The sequence below is a fragment of the Halobacillus sp. GSS1 genome (genome assembly GCF_017307035.1).
In the GTDB taxonomy this organism is placed as follows: Bacteria; Bacillota; Bacilli; order Bacillales; family Halobacillaceae; genus Halobacillus; species Halobacillus litoralis.
Genome location: NZ_JAFLHE010000007.1, coordinates 54,128 through 76,786, shown reverse-complemented (window position 1 = coordinate 76,786; position 22,659 = coordinate 54,128). Strand labels below are relative to the sequence as shown.

The window sequence follows — 22,659 nt, the reverse complement described above, 5'->3', positions numbered from 1 at the left end:
CAGAGTACCTTCATCACGGGTAAAAGATTTGGTACAATGAAAGGGCTTTCTTAAATCTTTGATTGACTTGTATGATAAGCGCAAAAAGAGGAAGTATTAATCATATGTGGAACAAGGAGGCTGGGTTGCGGTGAAAATAGGAGTACCAAAAGAAGTCAAAAATAATGAGAATCGTATAGCAATGACCCCTGCAGGTGTGGTCAGCTTAACCAACGCAGGACATGAAGTGTTTGTAGAAACCCATGCAGGATTAGGTTCAGGATTCACCGATGATCAATACAGGGAAGCGGGTGCTACAATCGTTGAGTCCGCTCAGAAAGCATGGAGTCAGGAAATGGTCATGAAAGTGAAGGAACCGGTTCCGGAAGAGTATGACTATTTTTATGAAGGTTTAATCCTATTTACTTATTTACACTTAGCGCCGGAATCTGAATTGACGAAGGCTCTCGTGAATAAGAAAGTGATTTCAATTGCATATGAGACCGTCCAATTACCGAACGGATCATTACCACTTTTAACACCGATGAGTGAAGTAGCTGGAAGAATGGCTTCCCAAATCGGTGCACAATACCTTGAGAAATCCAAAGGTGGAAAAGGGATCCTGTTAGGAGGCATCCCTGGTGTAAGGCGCGGGAGAGTCACTGTTATCGGTGGTGGAGTTGTAGGAACAAATGCTGCTAAAATCGCTATGGGACTAGGAGCGGATGTCACCATTATTGACCTCAACCCTGAACGCTTGCGCCAGCTTGATGATATTTTTGGTTCTGATATCAACACCTTGATGTCAAACCCGCTTAATATTCAAGAGGCCTTGGAAGAGTCTGATCTTGTCATTGGAGCTGTCCTTATTCCTGGAGCTAAAGCTCCAAGCCTTGTTACAGAAGATATGGTCAAATCTATGAAAGAAGGCTCCGTCATTGTAGATGTAGCCATTGATCAGGGGGGCATTTTTGAAACCACTGATCGAATTACCACTCATGATGATCCCACTTATGAAAAACATGGCGTGCTTCATTATGCAGTAGCGAACATGCCGGGAGCTGTTCCCAGGACGTCCACAATCGGGTTAACGAATGTAACGGTTCCTTACGCTCTTCAGTTAGCGAATAAGGGCTATGTAAGGGCTTGTAAGGAAAACGATGCGCTTTATAAAGGTCTGAACACGCTGAATGGTCATGTGACCTACAAAGCGGTGGCAGAAGCGCAAGGTCTTGAGTTCACAGAGGCCAAGCAACTTTTTTAATCAGTCATCTTTTAAAAAGCGCGGACTTTATGTCCACGCTTTTTCATATTCCTCACCCCTTCTTCCTACACAATATGGCAGGTTTCTTGAAAACTCAGTTTTGAGACTTTTGTTGAGTGGATGGGGCTGCAGGGAATGACTCGCTTTCCGCGGGAGCGCAATGAGCCTCCTCAGGCTGACGCCTTCCGGGGTCTCACCTAGCACTCTTTTCCTCCTAGATATCCGCTTCCGGCGCCTAGCGGCTAGTGAGACTTCCCTCGCTTCTGTACGATAAGTCAACATCGAATCACTTCGTTCTTCGTGTTTCCTTTATCTCCGCCAGCTCAGTCCAGTCCATACGCCGCTGATCGAAGCGCCTGCACACTTAAAATAGGAGTCTCGCCATTCCCCTTCGCCCCTTTACCAAGGATAATTCTTGAAACCACTTCTAAAAAATCAACTTGAATGATGAAGCGAAATAATCTTATAAATCTTCCCACCAGAACTAAAAGCTTGAGATAGAGAGCTTTATGCCTACTTAGGAGAGAGGAGTAATAGACACACTCTCTCGGTATAGAGGTTCGTTTCACTCCTCATATGAAATGGAGTGGTTGGGAAGCTGCGAGACTCCCGTGGGAGAAGGAGATAGGCGAGATCCCGCAGGACGCAGTCCGAGGAAGCTCGGCGCTCCCCCACAGGAAAGTGAGTTGCTTCCCAGCCACCCCTGACGCTTAACCCAGGCAACGAACCCAGAAACATCTCGAAACTGATTCTTCAAGTATAGGGAGTTTTAGTTGCATTGTTGATTCCTCAGGGATTTCTTTAAGCGGATTTAATATGATTCTGGTTAGTATCTTCTTTGTCAGCACCTTTTTGTTTTCTAAAGATGGTTGCAATGATAGGTCCTGAAATGTTGTGCCAAACACTGAAAATGGCACTGGGTACGGCAGCGAGCGGGTTAAAATGAACAGCCGCGAGAGATGCCCCAAGACCAGAGTTTTGCATACCAACCTCAATGGAAATCGCTCGTTGTTTTGCAGGCTCCATGTTGAACAACTTCCCTAAACCATAGCCAGTTAGGTAACCGAGCAGGTTATGGACGACAACGATTGCGAAGATGACGGCCCCTGTCTCTGCGATCTGATATTGATTGACACTTACGACTGCAGCAACGATGGCTACGATACTAATTACCGATACAAGTGGCAGGACCTTGACGGTTGCCTGCACTTTTTTCTTGAAGATGGATTGAACGATCAGACCTAAAACAATCGGTACAAGAACGACTTTAACGATAGAGACAAAAAGGTCTCCTGCTGAAACCGGGAGCCACTGGCTTGCAAACACCCACACCAGGAACGGGGTGAAAAGAGGAGCAAGCAGAGTAGATACGGCTGTAACAGAAACGGACAGAGCTGTGTCGCCCTTTGAAAGGTAAGTCATAACATTGGAAGAAGTCCCACCTGGACAACATCCTACAAGAATGACACCGACCGCTACTTCTGGTGAAACGGGAAGGATCGTCACTAATAGGAAAGCGAGAAGAGGCATAAGTGTAAACTGGGCTCCTACACCGACCGCCACATCTTTTGGCCGTTTGAAAACCTCCTGAAAGTCTTGTTTAGATAGAGTCAACCCCATCCCGAACATGATAATTCCTAATAGGGGAACAATATAAGGGGCGATCCATGTAAATCCTCCTGGGATAAAAAAAGATAAGGCCGCGAAAACGAGGACCCAGACCGCGAAAGTGCTGCCTGCAAATTGACTTACTTTTTCTAATGTTTTCATATGATTCAACTCCTTATGTAAAAATATATTTTCTGATTATACGCTCTTTTCAGAAAAAACAAAGGATGATAGGTCAGAAAAAAATGAAAAAAAGCAAGAAATGGCCCAGGATTTGAGATTCTTGTAGATCCTGCGTAAAATAAAAAGAAAAAGTGAAACCTTTTAAGAACATCACACGTACATACAGGTACACAGGGTCATACTTGAAGGAGAGGTGAAGATTTGGGTTTCTTTTCTAGATTGTTTTCAAAAAATGAGAAGCAGACACCAGAAGTGAAAGAGCGAACCCCTTTAAATATCCAAGTCGGGGACATTGTCACATACGATCTTGTGGATTACGAAGTAGTCGGTAAGATTACTTATCGTGACGGTGGTTATGAATGGTTTTCTTATCAGCTATTGGAAGGGAATCAAACAAAGTGGCTGGCAGCAGAAATGGATGATGAGCTGGAACTAGGCGTGTATGAGACAGTCAAACTCCCTGTATCCCTGCCCTTCCCTGAAAAACTCGAATATGAGGGCCAAAACTTCTTTAAAGATGAAGAAGGAGAAGCGCGCGTAACAGGAGAAGGGAGAAGTACAAACATTAATGGACGTACCTCCCGATATGCGGAGTATATTTCGGAAGATGAAGAAACGTATCTCAGCCTTGAATCTTGGGGCAGTGAAGTAGAAGCCAGTGTAGGTTTTGATATTGAAGCATATGAAATTAAAATCCTGGCAGGTTCAAAATAAGGAGGAAGAAAAATGTTTAAATTTTTTAATCGTGTAAAAACAGTCGTAGGTTCAGAGTTGAACGCCATGTTGGATAAAGCAGAAGACCCTGTGAAAATGCTGGATCAATTCATGCGTGATATGGAGAATGATATTCGTGAAGCTGAAAGTGCGGTAGCCAAGCAGATTGCTAATGAAAAAATGTTGAAACGAAAATACGATGACTCTCAGGCTCTTGTAGATAAGCGCATGCAGCAAGCAGAAAAAGCGATTGAGGCAGGGAATGAAGATTTAGCCCGTCGTGCTTTGGAAGATAAGAAGAACCATCAGGATCAAGCGGATCAATTCAAGGCTTCCTGGGAGCGTGCTCAGCAGGATGCGAATAACCTTCGTCAAAAGCTGGATGAAATGAAGAAGGAATATCAGGAAATGAAGTTAAAGAAAGATTCCTTGAAGGCACGTGCCGAGTCTGCGAAAACGCGCACGAAGATGAATCGCACCATGTCAAACATTGGTGGGGATCAGTCAAGACAAGGTTTTGAACGTATGGAAGAAAAAGTTATGCACTATGAAGCAGAAGCTGAAACAAGTGAGGATATGTCTTCAGAGAGCCGTTCCTTGGACGATGAATTTGAAGACCTGGATAATAAAGATAGTGTGGATAATGAGTTGGAAGCACTGAAGAAAAAGATGAACAAAGAGTAATCTCTGGTCCAACACTCGTGCCTGGCCAAGTGGTCAGGCACGTTTTAAGGGCTGGAAATATAGTATATTTCGAGTCTTGGATGGATTGCCTCAATAGAGACATCGCTTTACGCTCAGTGTGACCTGAGCGATTGTTATGTGAAAGGAGGATGTGTGTTGAAAGATTATGCAGGGATCATAGTCGTCGGAATCATTGCCTTTTTCTTGTTGTTCAATGTATTCGGTGGAAATGACCAAAGAGGAATGTCGGGGTCTTATACAGAAGATACATATGGTGAACTCCCTTCAGAACCTGACCGTTCAGAGATACTAAATGGATTAGAAAATTCAGGGACCAATGATATCGAATCACTGATTCAGAATCATTTCCCTTTATTGGATACAGTCCGATCCGAGCAGGGCATCTCAAGGATTTATATGACAAAACAATTGACGTTAACTGAGGTCTCAGATTCTTTGACCTCAGCTATTCCTCCAGAAGAAATAAGTGAAAGGCAGGAAAATAAACAGGCGCTCATATATCCTGATCATTTTGTTATCCTTCAGGAAAGTACGGAGGAACCCGGGGTCATTACGATTGAACTTGCATCTGATGATTTTGTAAGAAATCATTACTCTCCCGGCTTTTTTAGTGGTTTATTTTTAGGATCTATTCTTAACCGTTCTTTGGGGTCTAATGACTGGTATGAGCGTCGTAGAGCGAATTGCCAGCAAACTGGGAACTGTTATGGTGGATATGGGATGTACGGGAATTATAACTCAGGTGGAACCACTTCTATGAGAGGGTCATCAAATCGTGGTGGAGGACCAGGTACAGGAAAATAAAGGAGGTTATCAAGATGGAACCATTTTTGGCTACGTTAGGCTATTTTGTAATGGCGGTTGTGATTGTTGTAATTGGATTGGTTATTTTCGAATGGTTAACAAGGCAGTATAAGGATTGGGAAGAGGTAAAGCAAGGCAACCAGGCTGTTGCCATGTCGATCGCAGGGAAAATTATCGGCATCTGTATTGTCCTCTCATTTGCAATCTATCATAGTTTCACTGTATGGGATACGTTGATATGGGGGGCGTACGGAGTTGTCCTTCAAATGATTGCCTACCTATTATTTGAACTATTCACACGTAAGTTTTCTGTAGAAACGAAGTTAAAGGAAAATAATACAGCGGTAGGAATCATTACGATGGGGGTATCAATCGGTTTGGCCTTCGTTATTGGTGCGTCGATTACATAACGCCCTTGGAATAGCTGAGAGAAGCCACTATGAACCATTCTCATAGTGGCTTTTTAACATTCAAGTTTAAGTGGAGTGAACAAAGTGGAAGCGAATATTAGAAAAAGTCATTTTATATACTGGGCCTCAGGCATTGTTTCCATATGTGGTATTATTTTCGAAGTTTTATTTGGTGCGCTCGGGTCTTACATTCTCGGTGATGGTGTGAAGCAGTACACATTGACGATCAGCCTGTTCCTTACCGGGATGGGGATTGGTGCGAGTGTAAGTGAAAGAGTGATGAAGCAGCTGATTGTCACCTTCATTTGGATTGAATTCATGGTGGCTTTAATTGGAGGCTTCTCAAGTTTCACGATGTTTGGTATGACAGCATTTGCTCCTGCGGGAACGGATGCTCTGTTCTTATACTTAGTCACATTCACCATTGGTGCACTGACCGGTCTTGAGCTGCCTATTCTTATCAGAAAGGCAAATGAAATAGGTGTAGAGCTCAACAGGAGCACGGCGAGAGTATTGTTTTCTGACTATGCAGGTGGATTGATTGGTGGTTTGCTGTTTGCTTTCTATCTCCGGCCTCAAATGGGTATGGTGAAAAGCGCCTTCTTTGTGGCATGTATCAACTTGGCTGTTGCTGTTTTAGTCTTGTATCTATTCCGCTCTGAAATTAAGAATTTCTCTATTCATTTGACAGGAGCCATTATCATCGGCGTCCTTCTTATTGGCGGGTTGTTCTTCGGTGAAGAAATGGCCTTCTCGTTCGAACAGAAGCTGTATAAAGATCCGATTATTCATATGGAAGAGAGTGCTTATCAACGGATCGTACTTACAAAGGAGCAGGGAGACACACGTCTTTTTTTAAACGGATCATTACAGTTCAGTTCAACAGACGAACACCGCTACCATGAAACACTTGTTCACCCTCCTGTCGCTTTTTCTGAAAAACATGAACATGTACTTATCCTTGGAGGGGGGGATGGGATTGCGGCTAATGAGTTGTTGAAGTATCAGGGGATCAAAGGGATTACGCTCGTTGACCTTGACCCTGCTGTTACAAACCTTGCTCGGTCCAATTTCCATCTACTGCAAGTAAATAAGGGTGCGCTAGATGACCCGAGAGTTAACGTATTAAATAAAGACGCTTTCGAGTTTTTGGAGACTGCTGATCAAATGTATGATGTCATTATTATTGACCTCCCAGATCCGAATAACGAAAGCCTGAATAAACTCTATACACGGGAGTTTTATTCTTTAGTGAGAAACCATCTGTCCCCCGGAGGGGCAGCAATGATTCAGGCGACAAGTCCTCTTTTTGCGACAGAAGTATACTGGACGATTAATGAAACGGTAGCCTCTACAGGGCTTTACACCGAAAATTTCCACGTCGATGTTCCGAGCTTCGGTAATTGGGGGTTCATTATGGCCTCACGAGAACCATTGGCGGTCGAAGAGGTCCAATTTACTGTAGAAACGGAATTTCTAACAGAGGAAGTTTTTCAATCTATGACAGTGTTTGGAAAAGATGAAGATGGGGAAATCTTGAATGGAGAAGGCCAAGTGGTCAAGTTGGAACCCAATACTCTCATCAACCCACATCTTATTCAGAAGTATGAAAAAGCTTGGCGTAATTACTAAATAAGTAATGTTTAAAAGGAGTGTTATGGATGAAAGTTTCTTATCATGGTCATGCCGTTGTGAAGGTTGAAGCCAATGGAAAGACGATTCTTTTTGATCCTTTTATTTCAGAAAACGGGAATACAGATCTCGATGCTGAACAAGTAAAAGCAGATGTGATTCTGCTTACTCATGGTCACAACGATCACGTTGGGGATACATTTGAAATTGCAAAAAGAAATGATGCTCAAGTCATCGCTCCGTTCGAGTTAGCTACTTACCTTGGAAATAAGGGGCTTAACGCTCACCCTATGTATATCGGTGGAGGTCATGAATTCGACTTTGGACATGTGAAATTCACCCAGGCCTTTCATGGTTCTTCTTATCAAGAAGAAGATGGAACGATCGTGTACACAGGGATGCCAACAGGAATTTTACTAACGATTGATGGAAAGACCATTTACCATGCCGGAGATACCGGATTGTTCTCTGATATGAAAATGATAGGGGAACGGAACGAAATCGATCTTGCTTTCCTCCCTATTGGGGACAATTTCACGATGGGTCCATCTGATGCGCTGGTGGCTGCTGAGTGGATTCAAGCGAAACAGGTTGTGCCTGTTCACTACAACACCTTTGATTTAATTGCCCAGGATGGGGATGCCTTTGCTCATGAAGTGAAACCAGGTAAAGGAAAGGCTTTAAAGCCGGGAGAATCCATCGAGCTATAAGACCAGAATATTCAAAGCCGTTTGTCTACTTCTATGACAAACGGCTTTTTCTGAAACTTCAGGAAGAAATTGCGGATCATCTGTATCAACTGTATAATAACAATTATACGAGATTGGATTAGTACAGTTAGAAAGATTGGTGGGCGTATGGCAACAAAACATGAACAGATTCTTGAACATATAGAATCCCTGTCGGTCGGCAGTAAAATATCTGTCAGAAGAATAGCGAAAGCATTGAATGTCAGTGAAGGTACAGCCTACAGGGCTATCAAAGAAGCGGAGAATCAAGACCTTGTCAGCACCATGGAACGGGTCGGTACCATCCGAATTGAAAAGAAGAAAAAAGAAAACATAGAAAAATTAACATTTGCTGAAATTGTGAATGTCGTTGATGGTCAAGTACTTGGTGGACGAGAAGGTCTTTATAAAACTCTAAGTAAATTTGTCATAGGTGCGATGAAGCTTGAAGCGATGATGCGGTATACAGAAGCGGGTTCTCTTCTTATTGTGGGAAACCGGACAAATGCGCATGAGCTTGCTGTTAAAGAGGGAGCTGCCGTTTTAATTACGGGTGGTTTCGATACAAGTGAGACGGTCAAAAAGCTGGCTGACGAGAAGAAGCTCCCCGTCATCTCTACCAGTTATGATACTTTTACCGTCGCAACGATGATCAATCGAGCGATTTATGATCAATTAATTAAAAAAGAAATTGTGCTTGTCGATGATATCTATACTTCTTATGAAGATTCAAAGTTTCTGCAAGCATCGGATGCCGTTGCCAGATGGCATGAATTTAATGCAGCCACAGGCCATAGCCGCTATCCGGTTGTAGATCAGCAGAATCGTGTAGTCGGCATCGTTACATCAAGAGATGTAATTGGAAAAGATAAGGAGGCAAGGATTGAAAAAGTCATGACTCGAAACCCGATGACTGTTCATGCCAAAACCTCCCTTGCAAACGCTGCCCATGTCATGGTTTGGGAAGGGATTGAGCTAATGCCCGTTGTCGATCCTTCACATAAACTGCAAGGGATCATTTCCCGTCAGGATGTGTTAAAAGCCTTGCAGCATATCCAGAGGCAGCCTCAGGTAGGCGAAACGATAGATGATCTGGCGACAAATCGCATGGAGGTTATTACAGAAGACGACTCAAACCCTGTGTGGCAGACGAAAGTAACTCCCCAAATGACGAACCCACTTGGAACAATGTCTTATGGTGTTTTTATTTCGTTAATCACAGAAGCCTCAAGTCGGTTATTAAGAAAGTATAAAAAGGGCGATCTTGTTGTAGAAAACATTTCTGTCTATTTTATTAAACCTGTTCAAATCGAAAGTGATATAGAAGTGCGTCCGCAAATTTTGGAGGTCGGTAGGAAATTTGCCAAAGTAGATATCGAGGTTCACCATGAGAAATCAATTGTTGGGAAAGCTCTTCTTATGGCTCAGCTCATCGACCGATAAAAAAAGTCGCTGAACAACAGCGACTTTTCTTAGAATTCATGATTGAGGGCTTGTCCGGTGTTTTTGAAACTCTGCCTGGTAGTGTTTGCTTGCTTTCCATCCCAAACGAGCTTGGAAAATACCAAGAGCAATGAATACAAGGCCTACAAAAAGTGAAAGTTTCGTTTGATAGAATACATACTGGTTAATTCCAAAGAAGAAAATGAAACTTCCAAGGAAAAGCTTGGATTTACTATTTAAGTATTCTTGAGTAAGTGGATCATTGGAACGAATAATCATGACCTTGTAGTAAATGTAGAGCACAAAAGAGACTAATATAAGGATCGGGAAAATAATCATTTGATCGACTCCTGCGTTTAATTTTCCCTTTTATTGTAGCTTGTTTCAACGGAAAAGGCTACCTGTACAGAGAATTCTATGATTAATTGACACGGAACACAAAAGAGGAGGACCTTTTTATGAATAAGAAGGCCATTATAAAAGCGATTAAAGATTACGAAGTGATCATCATCCATCGTCATGTGCGTCCAGATCCGGATGCCTATGGATCACAGGCTGGTTTAGCAACATTGATTAAAGCCACTTTTCCGCAAAAACAAGTGTTTATCACAGGTACATCTGAACCTTCCCTGGAATTTCTGGCAACGATGAATGAAGTACCTGATGAAGTTTTTAAAGGATCTCTTACAATCGTATGCGATACTGCGAACCAGGCTCGTATTGATGATCAGCGCTATGACCAGGGAGATCTTTTAGTGAAAATCGATCACCACCCCGAAGTAGATGCGTATGGGGATATCCAGTGGGTGGATACAACAGCAAGCTCCACTTCAGAAATGATCTATCAATTGTACGCTGAATTTGTAGGAGAAGGGTTGATCCTTACTGATGAGGCCGCTCGACTTCTCTATGCAGGAATTGTAGGAGATACGGGGCGGTTCCTCTTTCCAAGTACGACGAAACAGACGCTCTCTTATGCAGCTGACCTTGTGAATTTTGAGTTCGATCGACCATCATTATACAACGAAATGTATAAGACGCCTGTTCATGTCGCCAAGTTAAAAGGGTATGTTTTACAAAATTTCACCGTTCATGATGCTGGCTATTCGACCATCCGTCTGGATCGCAAAACGTTGGATCAGTTTAACGTTTCACCGTCAGAAACGAGTCAGCTCGTAGGTTTGCTGGGAGATATAGAAGGTATGCTTGCATGGGCATTTTTCGTGGAGGAAGAAGATACCATCCGTGTCCGGTTACGTTCGAAAGGTCCAGTGATTAATGGAATTGCAGCTAACCATAATGGAGGAGGTCACCCGATGGCTTCAGGTGCTTCTGCTTCTTCATGGGACGAAACAGCTGAAATCGCAAAAGAACTTGAAGCCGTATGTATGAAGTACAAAAAAGAGCAGGCGGACTAAGCCTGCTCTGCTTTTTATCGTTTCAATTTGATTTCGAGGTGCAAATTCATGGTTTCAGAGACAATTAATCTCGTCACCTTCAACTCATAAGTGAAATCATCGACCACATAGTTTTTGTTTTCAATCGTAGAGATGATGAGGTCCACTTGATCAGCAACGATAGAGATATCTTTACCCGATACAGTCACCAGTTGATCTTTGACCAAAGCATTCAGCTGATGCTGGGTCAACAGATCGATCTCCAGTTTTTTGGCATTTGTAAACACCACGCTTATTTCTTTGACACTCATGGGCTTGCCTTTTGACCCTTGATCCTGATTGTTCAGGAGTGTTTCATATTTAGCTTCCCATTCACTTAGTTGGGCTGTCATTTCAATATGTTCTTCTGTGTATTTTTGTTGCAGTTGACCATGAACGTAAATGAAAAAGGAATAACCAATAATTGCTCCTAATACAAGACCTGCAAAGAAACGTCTCCATTCCTTGTTTTTATGGTAGGCAGGAAAGTGCACTATATCACCTCATCACCCAATAACCATTCAAAAAGAAGCAGCGCTGTTTTCACTCCACCCATGGCAGCGACAATGATCATCACCTGCTTGAAGATATCAAAAGTGGAACCATCAAAGATTCCTTTTTCGAAATTGCTTATGGCATCGAATGTTCCGCCGATGGCTGCGACAATGGCCCAAATCCTCAGCCCTTTTGCGATCCGGAACATGGATGTCAAAGCGGCTTCCCCTGTCAAAAAACTTCCTATACTTCCGATAATGGTCCCGCCGACAATTACCCCGAACGCGATAAAGAAGCATTGGATCATGGATATGACTAAACGATCTTCCATCTTGTCCCTCTTTTCGCTGTCTGAAAATAGTCTCTTACCTAACCATTATTCTTACAGCCCTCTCTTTATGCAGAAGGCTTTCATCCTATCTCCAGAGTAGCTATAATTTACATGAAAGAAGGTGTGCGAAATGACGTTTACTCATTTGAATGTGCAATCAGGGTATAGCTTGATGAACAGTACGATTAAAATCAAGGACCTTGTACGATCAGCCAAAGAATCAGGGTTTGGAGCTGTTGCCCTTACTGATCAGGATACGATGAGCGGAGCGGTCTCTTTTTATGAGGAATGTAAAAACGAGGGATTAAAGCCAATCATTGGTATGAAAACCTCTGTCATGGATCAAACATTCTCCTTTCCGATGATTTTGTTGGCAGAAACAACCAGGGGTTACCACAACCTCCTCGAAATAAGTACAATCGTACAAACAGAAAAGGAAAACCTAACGCTTGAACAGTTGGCCGGTTACAAAGAAGGGTTGATTTTCATCCAAATGACCTCGAGTTCTCCGTGGGCGGAGTCGATCTCTAATCGCATGACTGACAAAATAGAGACGTCTAGAGAACGTTGGTTGGATCTTTTAGGACATCATCGTTTCTATCTAAGTATCCAGGATCGTGATCTTCATTCGGAACGCCAATTACATACACCATTAAGAGAATGGGTGAGTAAAAACGGAATGAAGGTCGTGGCCATAGGTGATGTGCGTTATTTGAACCGCGAGGATGCAGATGCTTTCCAATGTTTGCGTGCGATTGATGAAGGGGCACGTTATAGCCCTGAAAACAATGACCATCACCACTATCTTAAGTCTCAAGAGGAAATGGAAGGTTTTTTCGGAGAATGGTGGCCGGAATCTCTAATAGCAACGGAAGATATTGTGGGTGCATGCCAGGTGGATTTGGAATTGAACAGACAACTGCTTCCATCCTATCCTTCCCCGGAAAATAAAAGCTCGGATGAATACTTGCGGCAGCTTTGTGAATCAACTTTGTCTCTAAAATACGACACGAAGAATCGTCAACAAGCGGTGGAGAGACTGAATCATGAACTGTCTATCATATCTTCTATGGGTTTCAGCGATTATTTTTTAATTGTATGGGATTTCATTAGTTATGCGAGAGAAAATGGTATTCACGCCGGCCCAGGGCGTGGTTCTGCCGCTGGCTCTATCGTTTCATACTTGCTTGGGATCACTCAGGTCGATCCTTTAGCGTATCAATTGTTATTCGAACGATTTCTCAATCCCGAAAGAATCACGATGCCGGATATAGATATTGATTTTCCTGATCACCGTAGGGACGAGGTAATCTCCTATGTTGCTGAGAAATATGGGAGTGACCACGTGGCTCAGATTTGTACATTTGGTACGTTTGCCGCAAGGAGTGTCTTGAGAGAGTTGTTCAAGGTATTGAAAGTAGATGAGAGTGATGCATCCTTCATTCTTCACCAAATCCCTAAAACCACCACTTCGTCACTTGTGGAAGTCGTGAAGAAATCGGAGGAGTTAAAAGAATACATTAGAAACTCCGATCGTTTAAAGTTGTTGTTCCGAGTGGCTACGAAGCTGGAAGGACTTCCAAGACATGTATCAACCCATGCAGCGGGTGTTGTTTTAAGCGAAGAGCCACTTGTAAAATATACAGCGCTTTTGAAGAGTCAAGGTCCTGTATCCTTAACTCAATATGCAATGGGTGACCTTGAGAAAGTAGGACTTCTTAAGATTGATTTTCTCGGTCTCCGTAACCTCTCTTTCCTGGAAAGGATGGAACAGAAAGTTAAAAGATATCGTCAAAAGGACTTTTCAATCAGTCGTATACCGCTTGATGATAATCTCACGTTTGATCTATTGAAACAAGGGAGGACCAATGGGGTTTTTCAATTGGAGTCTCAAGGAATGAAGAATGTACTGCAACGTTTAAAACCAAGTCATTTTGAAGATGTTGTCGCGGTTAACGCTCTTTATAGACCAGGACCGATGGAATACATCCCTTTATATATTGAAAGGAAGCATGGCCAGAAGAATATTGAGTATCCACATCCTGACTTAAAACCTATTCTTGCCCATACTTTCGGAGTGTTGGTTTATCAAGAACAAATAATGGAAGTCGCTCGTCGAGTTGCTGGATATTCCTTAGGAGAAGCCGATCTATTAAGGCGGGCGGTGAGTAAAAAGCAAGCCGATGTTTTAGAGGAAGAACGGATGAGATTTATTCAGGGGTGTAAGTCGAAAGGCTATGTGGATTCAATTGCACACCAGTTATTTGACTGGATTGTAAAGTTCTCCAATTATGGCTTTAACAGAAGCCATGCGGTTGCCTACAGCTTGATTTCCTACAGGTTAGCTTACATGAAAGTTCATTACCCTTCTTACTTTATGGCAGAATTGATGAATGCTCATCTAGGAGATCATGAAAAGATGACGATGTATATTCGTGAAGCCAGAGATATGAAAGTGAAGGTGAAAGCTCCATCTGTGAATAGAAGTCAAGCCCTGAACACTGATGACTCTGGAGAAATAAGAGTTGGAATGACTGCTGTTAAAGGGGTGGGCTACCAGGCAGCTCAAGCGATTATTGAAGAGAGAGCAAAGGGACCTTTTCGTAACCTTAACGATTTTTGTTTGCGTGTCGATGGAAAGCTTGTTCCCAGGAAGGTCATTGAATCCCTTGTTCTTGCGGGCGCCTTCGACGATCTACACCAAAATAGAGCGACTGTTCTTGCAAGCATCGATCAAGCTTTAGAACAGGGAGAGCTCTTTAAGGAGTTCCAAGATCAACCTGGCTTCTTTGGAAATGAATTGGATATGGAAATGGTGGAAGTGGAACCTTTCCCTCCTTTGAAACGTTTGTCGATGGAAAAAGAGGTGTTGGGCACATACATGTCTCAACACCCCTTGGGTCACCAAAGGAAAGACCTGGATAAGAAGGGTGTTCTTCCACTGCGAGAGGCTCAACGTTTGACGAAGAGACAGGTGGAGGTGGCCGTGGTAATTGATGGTCTACGGGAAATACGGACGAAACGGGGCGACCCTATGGCATTCTTAACGATCAGCGATGAAACGGCTGAGATGGATGCGGTCCTTTTCCCGGAAGCTTATCGAAATATAAAAGTATGGGTGAAAGAGCAGATGCTGGTGCACGTGAAGGGTAAAATTGATGAAAGAAAAGGACAGAAACAATTGATCATTAATCATGCGAATCCTTTTGGTATGAATGATGTACCAGGTGAAAAAAAGCAACGGCTGTTTATAAAGGTCACGGAAGACCATGAACGCTATTCCATAGAAAAATTGAAAAAGCTTGCTGAATATTTCCCGGGGAATACACCAATCTTCATTTTTCGATCCGAAGATCGAGTGACTTATAAACTGGATGATACCTATTGTCTTGAGCTCAATGATGTGTCGATGGGGAAATTGAATGAATTTTTCGGGGAGTCATCTGTAGCTGTCAGGCCTATGAAAGATGGGGCAGAACAATAAAAGCTCAGTCCGGATTTTTGTATTTCTTTACACTCTATATTCATCTGTTATAATTAAGAGGTTAATGGTGGTCAGACCACCAGGGTCGGTTCACTATAAGTCTAAAAGGAGAGTGTCGTCGTGTCGAATTTAAGAGATGAAGCTTTGCACATACATCGTGTAAATAAAGGGAAACTTGAAACCCATTCAAAAGTTCCAGTCAGGAATGCTAGAGACTTGAGTCTAGCTTATTCCCCTGGAGTGGCAGAACCCTGTAAGGAGATTTATGATCATAAAGATACGGTGTACGATTATACGATGAAGGGCAACATGGTAGCCGTCGTCAGTGATGGATCGGCTGTTCTTGGTCTTGGGAATATTGGTCCTGAGGCTGCTCTTCCAGTTATGGAAGGTAAAGCTGCTTTATTTAAGAGTTTTGCAGGAGTAGATGCATTCCCTATTTGTTTGAACACGCGAGATATTGACCAGATTGTGCAGACAGTAAAGTTGATGGAACCTACTTTCGGCGGTGTGAACCTGGAAGATATCGCCGCACCCAACTGCTTCATCATCGAAGATCGACTGAAGAAAGAAACGAATATCCCTATCTTCCATGACGACCAACATGGTACGGCAATCGTAACAGTTGCAGGGTTAATGAATGCATTAAAAATAACTGGGAAAACCTTCTCTGAAATCAAAGTGGTGGCGAATGGTGCTGGAGCTGCTGGAATAGCTATTATTAAATTACTCTATCATTTCGGTGTGCGTGATATTATTATGTGTGATTCCAAAGGGGCTATTTTTGAAGGCCGTGATTATGGAATGAACGATGTGAAAGATGAAATTGCTAAAATCACGAATAAAGACCGCACAGAGGGGAATCTTGAAGAGGTCATGGAAGGCGCGGATGTGTTTATTGGTGTATCCGTCGGTGGACTGCTCTCTAAAGAGACTGTATCTAAAATGAATGATGATTCTATCATCTTTGCCATGGCAAATCCAGAACCTGAAATTATGCCGGAAGATGCAAAGGAAGCCGGAGCGCGTGTCATCGGGACAGGCCGCTCAGACTTTCCTAACCAGGTAAATAATGTGCTGGCATTCCCGGGAATTTTCCGTGGTGCGTTGGACGTAAGGGCGACTAGGATCAATGAAAAGATGAAGATTGCAGCTGCTGAAGCCATTGCCTCCTTAGTAAGCGAGGATGAATTGAGTGAGGACTACGTCATTCCTGCACCATTTGATCCACGGGTGGCCCCAGCTGTTGCTGCAAGCGTAGCGAAAGCGGCGATGGAGTCCGGGGTAGCCCGCCATCACGTAGACCCGGAGGAAGTTGCAGAAAAAACGAGACAACTGACATTAATTGATGAAGATTGATATGAGAAGGGGAAGCCTTTCGGTTTCTCCTTCTACATAATATGATTGTGGTTAGAGATGAAAAGAGGTGTCCGTGTAACGTGGCCCAGGAGCAGCGAGGAAAAGTGTATGAAGGTGTTCTTCAACAGTTGAAATCATACATTGAAGAGCACCGGTTAAAGCCTGGAGATAAGCTGCCTTCAGAACGAGAGTTAAGTGAACAGCTGAATGTAGGCAGATCCTCAATCCGGGAAGCCTTTCGGGCGATGGAGCTTTTAGGATTGATTGAAACAAGAAGAGGCGAGGGCACCTATATGAGAGCATATCGTCCTTACCATATGGTCGAGCTGCTATCCAACTTCTTACTTAACGAATCCAGGACCAAGAGCGAATTGATGACTGCTAAACAAATGATAGAAAAAGAGGTACTGCTTTTGTTGAACGGGAGGTTAGCCAGCCAGGATATGAGCGCATTAAAAACAATTATATCCGGCCATTCCTACACTCAGAGGCACCAAAAGGTATTTGAATATTTGTTCAGCCTTTGTGATCAACCTCTCCTTCTATCGATGTGGCAATTCATCTCAGGATTTACCCATACTTTCCATGAGGTAAGCTATTCTGATGATTGGTATGAAGAAATGGTAACCGCCATGGAAGAAGAAAGTACAATGAATATTATACGTCTATTTCAATGATCGCATCGTGTCGAATCTATTTCGACAGAATAAGTCATATTTTGAAATGGAATTTATGTATATTGATAAGAAAGGAAGCTTTGTCCCAAAGGAGGAATCACCTTGCTAAGAGACTTTTTCAGCAAGAAAAAAAGATACGCATCCATTCCCAGCCAAGAAGCAAAGCAGGATGTACCTGAAGGTTTGATGCAGAAATGCCCAAACTGCCAAAAAATCTTTTATAGAAAAGAATTGAATCGAAATATGAATGTCTGCCCTCATTGTGATCATCATCATCGGCTTAGTGCGTATGAACGCATCCAACACTTATTTGATGAGGAATCCTTTGTAGAGTGGGACAAGCACATGATTTCAAATAATCCGTTGCATTTCCCGGAATATGAAGAAAAACTCGAGAAAGACCGTCAAAAATCAGACTTGAATGAAGCGGTTGTCACCGGAAAAGCGAAAATGAATGGCATGGAAACAGCGGTGGCTGTTATGGATGCCCGCTTCCGAATGGGGAGCATGGGGTCGGTAGTAGGGGAAAAAATCACGAACGCTATCGAGAATGCCAGGAAAGAGAACCTTCCATTTATCATCTTCACAGCATCCGGCGGTGCGAGGATGCAGGAAGGTGTTCTCAGTCTTATGCAAATGGGGAAAACATCAGTCGCTCTCCAGCGACATCATGCCGATGGTGGCCTTTTCATTTCAGTCATGACCCATCCGACAACAGGTGGCGTTTCAGCGAGTTTTGCCTCACTTGGAGATTATAATTTTGCAGAGCCTGGCGCTTTGATTGGATTTGCAGGTCGGAGGATCATTGAACAAACGATCCGCGAAAAACTTCCAGAGGATTTCCAAACAGCTGAATTTCTTCTGGAACACGGTCAACTGGACAAAGTCATTCATCGTCATGACATGAAAAAGACACTGACGACGGTTCTTGATCTTCATAATGTGGGAGGTGACCAATCGTGAAACATGTACTCGAATTCGAGAAACCTGTCATAGAATTGAGAGAGAAAATTTCTGATCTGAAACGCCTGACTGAGAACAGTGAAATGGATCTTAGCGACGAAATCGTAACCTTAGAGAATCGTTTGGAAAGACTTGAAACAGATGTGTATGATCGAATGGCTCCTTGGGATCGTGTACAAATGGCACGACACCCTGAAAGACCGACCACACTGGATTATATCGAATATCTATTTACAGATTTCCTTGAGATGCACGGAGACCGTACTTTTGGAGACGATGCAGCGATTGTATCTGGAATTGCTAAATTCAAAGGTCAACCCGTAACTGTGATCGGTCACCAGAGAGGTAAAGATACAAAAGAAAATATTCGTCGTAATTTCGGTATGCCTCATCCTGAAGGATACAGAAAAGCGCTCCGCTTAATGAAGCAGGCAGATAAATTCAAACGACCGATTATTACTTTTATTGATACAAAGGGAGCTTATCCTGGAAAAGCTGCAGAAGAAAGAGGCCAAAGTGAAGCTATTGCCAGGAACCTGATGGAAATGGCCGGTCTTACGGTTCCGGTGATATGCATAGTGATTGGTGAAGGCGGTAGTGGTGGAGCGCTCGGTCTTGGTATCGGAGATCGTATTTTTATGCTTGAGAACTCCACGTATTCCGTGATTTCTCCTGAAGGGGCTTCCTCTATTTTATGGAAGGATGCAGGCCTTGCACAAGAAGCAGCAGAATCGATGAAAATTACTTCCTACGATTTGAAGAAATTAAATGTAATTGATGCTGTGATTCCAGAGGTAAGAGGTGGAGCTCACAGAGATATCGAGGCTCAAGCCCGTGAAATTGAGAAAACCATTTCTGATTCTTTAGAAACGTTGAGCACTCTTGAGGTTGAAGAATTATTAGAAAAACGTTTCTTAAAGTACAAAAATATTGGCGATTACACGTATCTTGATTTATAATAGGATGGTTCAAAATAATAAGTCCGTAAAGAAAGGTCGCACTTGGGTGCGGCTTTTCGCATCTTAACAGGATGGTAACGCTATCATTGATGAATGGAATGTTGAAGTTTTATTAATTGTATAGACTAGAGGATAGGCTATCCTTATGAAAATAGACGGAGGTTTCGATTCATCTTTGGTTGGGGACAACATAAATAGAAAACTTTTGAGGTGATGAGAATGAAGAAAATCGGAGTACTTACTAGTGGGGGCGACGCTCCTGGAATGAATGCAGCGATTCGTTCAGTCGTTCGTAAAGCGATTTATCATGGTATTGAAGTCTATGGGATCAAATATGGCTACCAGGGTTTGATTGATGGGGACATTGAAAAGATGGAGCTTGGTTCAGTCGGGGACATCATTCAGCGAGGAGGTACGAAGCTTTATTCTGCTCGTTGTGAAGAATTCAAAACTGAAGAAGGTCAGCTTAAAGGGATCGAACAAATGAAAAAACATGGCATCGAGGGCTTGATAGCCATCGGTGGCGATGGTACCTTTATGGGGGCAAAAAAAATTACGGAAAAAGGATATCCATGCATTGGTGTTCCAGGAACGATTGATAATGACATCCCTGGAACTGATTTCACAATCGGGTTCGACACAGCCCTGAATACAATCATTGATGCTATTGATAAAATCCGTGATACGGCTACATCCCATGAACGTACATTTATTATCGAAGTTATGGGTCGTGATGCCGGTGATCTTGCACTTTGGGCAGGACTTGCGGACGGAGCTGAGAGTATCATCATTCCAGAATTTGACGATGATTTTGAAGATATCATCGATCGTTTGAAGCGCGGACATGACCGTGGCAAAAAGCACAGCATCATTATTGTAGCGGAAGGTGTCGGAAGTGCTGTAGACCTTGGCCAAAAGATTGATGAGGCCGCTGGATTGGAATCACGCGTGACTGTTCTTGGTCACACGCAGCGTGGTGGTTCTCCAAGTGCCGCTGACCGTGTACTGGCAAGTCGTCTCGGTGCTTATGCGGTAGACTTATTATTGAACGGACACGCCGGTCGTATGGTAGGTATACAGCAGAATAAATTGGTGGATCATGATATTGTAGAAATATTGAATTCGAAGCATGAGATCGACTTTGATATGTATCGTCTCTCCAAAGAATTATCTATATAATGCAAGAGGCACTTGAGGAGGAAATAAAATGTTTAGAAAAACAAAAATCGTAAGTACAATCGGACCTGCTTCTGAGTCTGTAGAAAAATTGACCCAGCTGATCGAAGCAGGGATGAATGTCGCTCGTTTGAACTTCTCTCACGGAGATTTTGAAGAGCACGGAGCTAGAATAAATAATATTCGTGAAGCTTCGAAAACGACTGGAAAGACTGTAGCTATTTTACTTGATACAAAAGGTCCGGAGATTCGTACAGGTACACTTAAAGATGGAGAAGTCTATTTGGAAAAAGGCTCTACGACTTATGTATCTATGGACGAAATTGAAGGGGATGCCGAACGCTTCTCTGTCACTTACCCTGGATTGATTAATGATGTTCATCCAGGCTCCAAAATCCTGTTGGATGATGGCCTTGTTGAACTTCAAGTAGAAGAAATTGATAAAGAGAATAATGAAATCAAGACGACTGTATTAAACAATGGCCCATTGAAGAATAAAAAAGGTGTCAATGTTCCTAATGTAAGTGTCAACTTGCCTGGAATTACGGATAAAGATGCGAAAGATATCGAGTTCGGAATCGAGCAAGGGGTTGACTTTATTGCTGCATCTTTCGTACGTCGTGCATCAGATGTCCTGGAAATTAAAGAACTTCTTGAGAAGCATAATGCCAGTCACATTCAAATCATTCCAAAAATCGAAAACCAAGAAGGTGTCGATAATATCGACGATATTCTTGAAGTCAGCGATGGGTTGATGGTTGCTCGTGGAGACCTTGGTGTTGAAATTCCAGCTGAAGATGTACCACTTGTACAGAAGCGCTTGATTCGTAAATGTAACGAAGCTGGAAAGCCTGTCATTACAGCTACCCAGATGCTTGACTCTATGCAGCGTAACCCACGTCCGACACGTGCAGAAGCCTCTGACGTTGCGAATGCCATCTTCGATGGCACAGATGCGATCATGCTATCTGGGGAAACAGCAGCAGGAGATTATCCTGTTGAGGCTGTTCAAACGATGCATAATATTGCGAGCAAAACAGAAACCGGCTTAAACCACATGGCTCTATTACAAGAACGCTCTAAGCATAGCGATATGACAATAACGGATGCGATCAGTCAATCGGTTACTCATACAGCGATTAACTTGAACGCAGCAGCCATTGTTACACCTACAGAAAGTGGTCACACAGCCCGCATGATTTCTAAGTATCGTCCGAAAGCTCCAATTGTAGCGATCACTTCTGATGAAGAAGTAAATCGTAAGCTATCTCTCGTTTGGGGTGTTTATGCTGTAATGGGTCCACGTGCTTATTCTACGGATGATATGCTGGATGTTGCGGTTGAACGTAGTCTTGCATCCGGTCTTGCCATTCGCGGAGACCGTGTAGTCATCACTGGTGGTGTACCTGTTGGTGAGAGTGGTACGACGAACTTGATGAAAGTTCACGTTATTGGTGATGTACTTGTCAAAGGACAAGGCGTTGGTCAGAAGAGTGCTTATGGACGTGCCATCGTTACAAAAAATGCACAAGAAGCGATCGACCGCGTCGAAGATGGAGACATCCTGGTCACGCAAGGAACAGATCGGGACATGATGCCAGCGATTGAAAAAGCTGCCGGAATCATTACCATGGAAGGAGGTCTTACTTCTCACGCAGCTGTTGTGGGATTAAGCCTTGGAATTCCAGTAATTGTTGGAGTTAATGATGCTCTTGAATTAATTAAGGATGGTTCTGATATCACGATTGATAGTTCACGCGGGGATATTTACGAGGGTCACGCAAGCGTATTATAAAATGGAAACAAAATAAAAAAAAGGCAGAGGAGTATTTACTTCTCTGCCTTTTCTTTTCATTGTATCTGTAAAAAAGGTATAATAGAGGAAATGGAAAGAAGGGAAGATTCTATGTTTCGTTGGTTATTGCTTTTTATTTTAGTAGTACCCGCCTTAGAAATTGGTGTACTCATATGGACAGGAAACTTAATCGGACCCATCTGGGTCATTCTTTTAATTATACTGACAGGCGTTTTAGGTGCATGGCTGGCCAAAAAGCAGGGGCTAGAAACAATCAGGAACTTCCAGCAATCCGTTCAATACGGACAAATGCCTCAAGATACACTTTTGGATGGTGCCTGCATACTTGTTGGTGGAGCTGTATTGCTCACCCCTGGTTTCATTACGGATGCTATTGGATTTCTATTGTTGTTTCCGGCAACGAGGTTGCCGATCAAACGGGTCATACGAAATGCGATTCAAAAAGCTATGCAAAAAGGGACGATTACAATTTACAGAAAATAAATGCAAACTC

General features: G+C 43.0%; 21 protein-coding genes. 17 read left to right on the top strand and 4 right to left on the bottom strand.

The annotated features are described in order from the left end of the window. Window positions 1-130 precede the first annotated feature (130 nt). Window positions 131-1,243 (top strand): alanine dehydrogenase, encoded by a 1,113-nt coding sequence (gene ald, locus J0K78_RS13870; RefSeq protein ID WP_206947595.1) that lies wholly within the window; start codon window positions 131-133, stop codon window positions 1,241-1,243. An 801-nt stretch (window positions 1,244-2,044) separates the two neighbouring features. Here ald and J0K78_RS13865 read toward each other — a convergent pair. Next, on the bottom strand, window positions 2,045-3,013 hold the full coding sequence (locus tag J0K78_RS13865; RefSeq protein WP_206947594.1) for a bile acid:sodium symporter family protein: 969 nt from the start codon (window positions 3,011-3,013) through the stop codon (window positions 2,045-2,047). A 222-nt stretch (window positions 3,014-3,235) separates the two neighbouring features. Here J0K78_RS13865 and J0K78_RS13860 point away from each other — a divergent pair, with 222 nt between their 5' ends. From J0K78_RS13860 to J0K78_RS13830, 7 genes are all read left to right on the top strand, one after another. Then, the gene (locus J0K78_RS13860; protein ID WP_206947593.1) at window positions 3,236-3,748 is read left to right on the top strand and encodes a DUF4178 domain-containing protein; all 513 of its coding nucleotides are present in this window, start codon (window positions 3,236-3,238) and stop codon (window positions 3,746-3,748) included. Window positions 3,749-3,760: 12 nt separating this feature from the next. Then, complete coding sequence (locus J0K78_RS13855) at window positions 3,761-4,432, top strand: PspA/IM30 family protein (RefSeq protein WP_160916242.1); 672 nt, start codon at window positions 3,761-3,763, stop codon at window positions 4,430-4,432. Window positions 4,433-4,588: 156 nt separating this feature from the next. After that, window positions 4,589-5,257 (top strand): DUF4247 domain-containing protein, encoded by a 669-nt coding sequence (locus J0K78_RS13850; RefSeq protein WP_206947592.1) that lies wholly within the window; start codon window positions 4,589-4,591, stop codon window positions 5,255-5,257. A 14-nt stretch (window positions 5,258-5,271) separates the two neighbouring features. Continuing rightward, window positions 5,272-5,667 (top strand): DUF350 domain-containing protein, encoded by a 396-nt coding sequence (locus J0K78_RS13845; protein ID WP_160916238.1) that lies wholly within the window; start codon window positions 5,272-5,274, stop codon window positions 5,665-5,667. 84 nt (window positions 5,668-5,751) lie between these two features. Then, window positions 5,752-7,299, top strand: a complete 1,548-nt coding sequence (locus J0K78_RS13840; RefSeq protein WP_206947591.1) for a polyamine aminopropyltransferase — start codon at window positions 5,752-5,754, stop codon at window positions 7,297-7,299. A gap of 29 nt (window positions 7,300-7,328) precedes the next feature. Further along, complete coding sequence (locus tag J0K78_RS13835) at window positions 7,329-8,009, top strand: metal-dependent hydrolase (RefSeq protein WP_206947590.1); 681 nt, start codon at window positions 7,329-7,331, stop codon at window positions 8,007-8,009. 147 nt (window positions 8,010-8,156) lie between these two features. After that, entirely contained in the window at window positions 8,157-9,470 is a 1,314-nt protein-coding gene (locus J0K78_RS13830) for a DRTGG domain-containing protein (RefSeq protein ID WP_206947589.1), read from the top strand. A 36-nt stretch (window positions 9,471-9,506) separates the two neighbouring features. On the opposite strand, the gene J0K78_RS13825 is transcribed toward J0K78_RS13830, so the two are convergent. Beyond that, a complete protein-coding gene (locus J0K78_RS13825; protein ID WP_160916230.1) occupies window positions 9,507-9,809 on the bottom strand; it encodes a YtpI family protein in 303 nt (100 codons plus the stop codon). 119 nt (window positions 9,810-9,928) lie between these two features. Between J0K78_RS13825 and J0K78_RS13820 the strand changes: the two genes are divergently transcribed. After that, window positions 9,929-10,888 (top strand): DHH family phosphoesterase, encoded by a 960-nt coding sequence (locus tag J0K78_RS13820; RefSeq protein ID WP_206947588.1) that lies wholly within the window; start codon window positions 9,929-9,931, stop codon window positions 10,886-10,888. 14 nt (window positions 10,889-10,902) lie between these two features. Here J0K78_RS13820 and ytrI read toward each other — a convergent pair whose 3' ends face one another. Together ytrI and ytrH are read right to left on the bottom strand one after the other, a co-directional pair. Then, window positions 10,903-11,400, bottom strand: a complete 498-nt coding sequence (gene ytrI / locus J0K78_RS13815; RefSeq protein WP_206947587.1) for a sporulation membrane protein YtrI — start codon at window positions 11,398-11,400, stop codon at window positions 10,903-10,905. After that, the gene (gene ytrH / locus J0K78_RS13810; RefSeq protein WP_160916224.1) at window positions 11,400-11,732 is read right to left on the bottom strand and encodes a sporulation membrane protein YtrH; all 333 of its coding nucleotides are present in this window, start codon (window positions 11,730-11,732) and stop codon (window positions 11,400-11,402) included. Before ytrH ends, ytrI begins: the two co-directional genes overlap by 1 nt. 130 nt (window positions 11,733-11,862) lie before the next feature. On the opposite strand from ytrH, the gene dnaE reads away from it, so the two are divergent. The 8 genes from dnaE to J0K78_RS13770 all read left to right on the top strand — a co-directional run bounded on the left by dnaE (window position 11,863) and on the right by J0K78_RS13770 (window position 22,649). After that, window positions 11,863-15,216 (top strand): DNA polymerase III subunit alpha, encoded by a 3,354-nt coding sequence (gene dnaE / locus J0K78_RS13805; RefSeq protein ID WP_206947586.1) that lies wholly within the window; start codon window positions 11,863-11,865, stop codon window positions 15,214-15,216. 120 nt (window positions 15,217-15,336) lie between these two features. Beyond that, window positions 15,337-16,575, top strand: a complete 1,239-nt coding sequence (ystJ, locus tag J0K78_RS13800; protein ID WP_089650539.1) for an NADP-dependent malic enzyme — start codon at window positions 15,337-15,339, stop codon at window positions 16,573-16,575. 80 nt (window positions 16,576-16,655) lie between these two features. Next, window positions 16,656-17,252, top strand: a complete 597-nt coding sequence (locus J0K78_RS13795; protein ID WP_206947585.1) for a FadR/GntR family transcriptional regulator — start codon at window positions 16,656-16,658, stop codon at window positions 17,250-17,252. A gap of 102 nt (window positions 17,253-17,354) precedes the next feature. Next, the gene (accD, locus tag J0K78_RS13790; protein WP_206947584.1) at window positions 17,355-18,215 is read left to right on the top strand and encodes an acetyl-CoA carboxylase, carboxyltransferase subunit beta; all 861 of its coding nucleotides are present in this window, start codon (window positions 17,355-17,357) and stop codon (window positions 18,213-18,215) included. After that, the gene (gene accA, locus J0K78_RS13785; RefSeq protein WP_206947583.1) at window positions 18,212-19,174 is read left to right on the top strand and encodes an acetyl-CoA carboxylase carboxyl transferase subunit alpha; all 963 of its coding nucleotides are present in this window, start codon (window positions 18,212-18,214) and stop codon (window positions 19,172-19,174) included. The genes accD and accA overlap by 4 nt, the downstream gene beginning before the upstream one ends. Before the next feature lie 219 nt (window positions 19,175-19,393). Then, a complete protein-coding gene (gene pfkA, locus J0K78_RS13780; RefSeq protein WP_206947582.1) occupies window positions 19,394-20,353 on the top strand; it encodes a 6-phosphofructokinase in 960 nt (319 codons plus the stop codon). A 28-nt stretch (window positions 20,354-20,381) separates the two neighbouring features. Beyond that, entirely contained in the window at window positions 20,382-22,145 is a 1,764-nt protein-coding gene (gene pyk, locus J0K78_RS13775) for a pyruvate kinase (RefSeq protein WP_160916216.1), read from the top strand. Window positions 22,146-22,256: 111 nt separating this feature from the next. Continuing rightward, window positions 22,257-22,649 (top strand): FxsA family protein, encoded by a 393-nt coding sequence (locus J0K78_RS13770; RefSeq protein WP_160916215.1) that lies wholly within the window; start codon window positions 22,257-22,259, stop codon window positions 22,647-22,649. Window positions 22,650-22,659: the final 10 nt, after the last annotated feature.

What these genes read in the sequence shown, in the direction of transcription:
- J0K78_RS13865 (WP_206947594.1), bottom strand. Translation starts at nt 3,013, where the DNA reads ATGAAAACATTAGAAAAAGTAAGTCAATTTGCAGGCAGCACTTTCGCG.
- J0K78_RS13855 (WP_160916242.1), top strand. Translation starts at nt 3,761, where the DNA reads ATGTTTAAATTTTTTAATCGTGTAAAAACAGTCGTAGGTTCAGAGTTG.
- J0K78_RS13845 (WP_160916238.1), top strand. Translation starts at nt 5,272, where the DNA reads ATGGAACCATTTTTGGCTACGTTAGGCTATTTTGTAATGGCGGTTGTG.
- J0K78_RS13835 (WP_206947590.1), top strand. Translation starts at nt 7,329, where the DNA reads ATGAAAGTTTCTTATCATGGTCATGCCGTTGTGAAGGTTGAAGCCAAT.
- J0K78_RS13830 (WP_206947589.1), top strand. Translation starts at nt 8,157, where the DNA reads ATGGCAACAAAACATGAACAGATTCTTGAACATATAGAATCCCTGTCG.
- J0K78_RS13825 (WP_160916230.1), bottom strand. Translation starts at nt 9,809, where the DNA reads ATGATTATTTTCCCGATCCTTATATTAGTCTCTTTTGTGCTCTACATT.
- J0K78_RS13820 (WP_206947588.1), top strand. Translation starts at nt 9,929, where the DNA reads ATGAATAAGAAGGCCATTATAAAAGCGATTAAAGATTACGAAGTGATC.
- ytrH (WP_160916224.1), bottom strand. Translation starts at nt 11,732, where the DNA reads ATGGAAGATCGTTTAGTCATATCCATGATCCAATGCTTCTTTATCGCG.
- dnaE (WP_206947586.1), top strand. Translation starts at nt 11,863, where the DNA reads ATGACGTTTACTCATTTGAATGTGCAATCAGGGTATAGCTTGATGAAC.
- pfkA (WP_206947582.1), top strand. Translation starts at nt 19,394, where the DNA reads ATGAAGAAAATCGGAGTACTTACTAGTGGGGGCGACGCTCCTGGAATG.
- pyk (WP_160916216.1), top strand. Translation starts at nt 20,382, where the DNA reads ATGTTTAGAAAAACAAAAATCGTAAGTACAATCGGACCTGCTTCTGAG.
- J0K78_RS13770 (WP_160916215.1), top strand. Translation starts at nt 22,257, where the DNA reads ATGTTTCGTTGGTTATTGCTTTTTATTTTAGTAGTACCCGCCTTAGAA.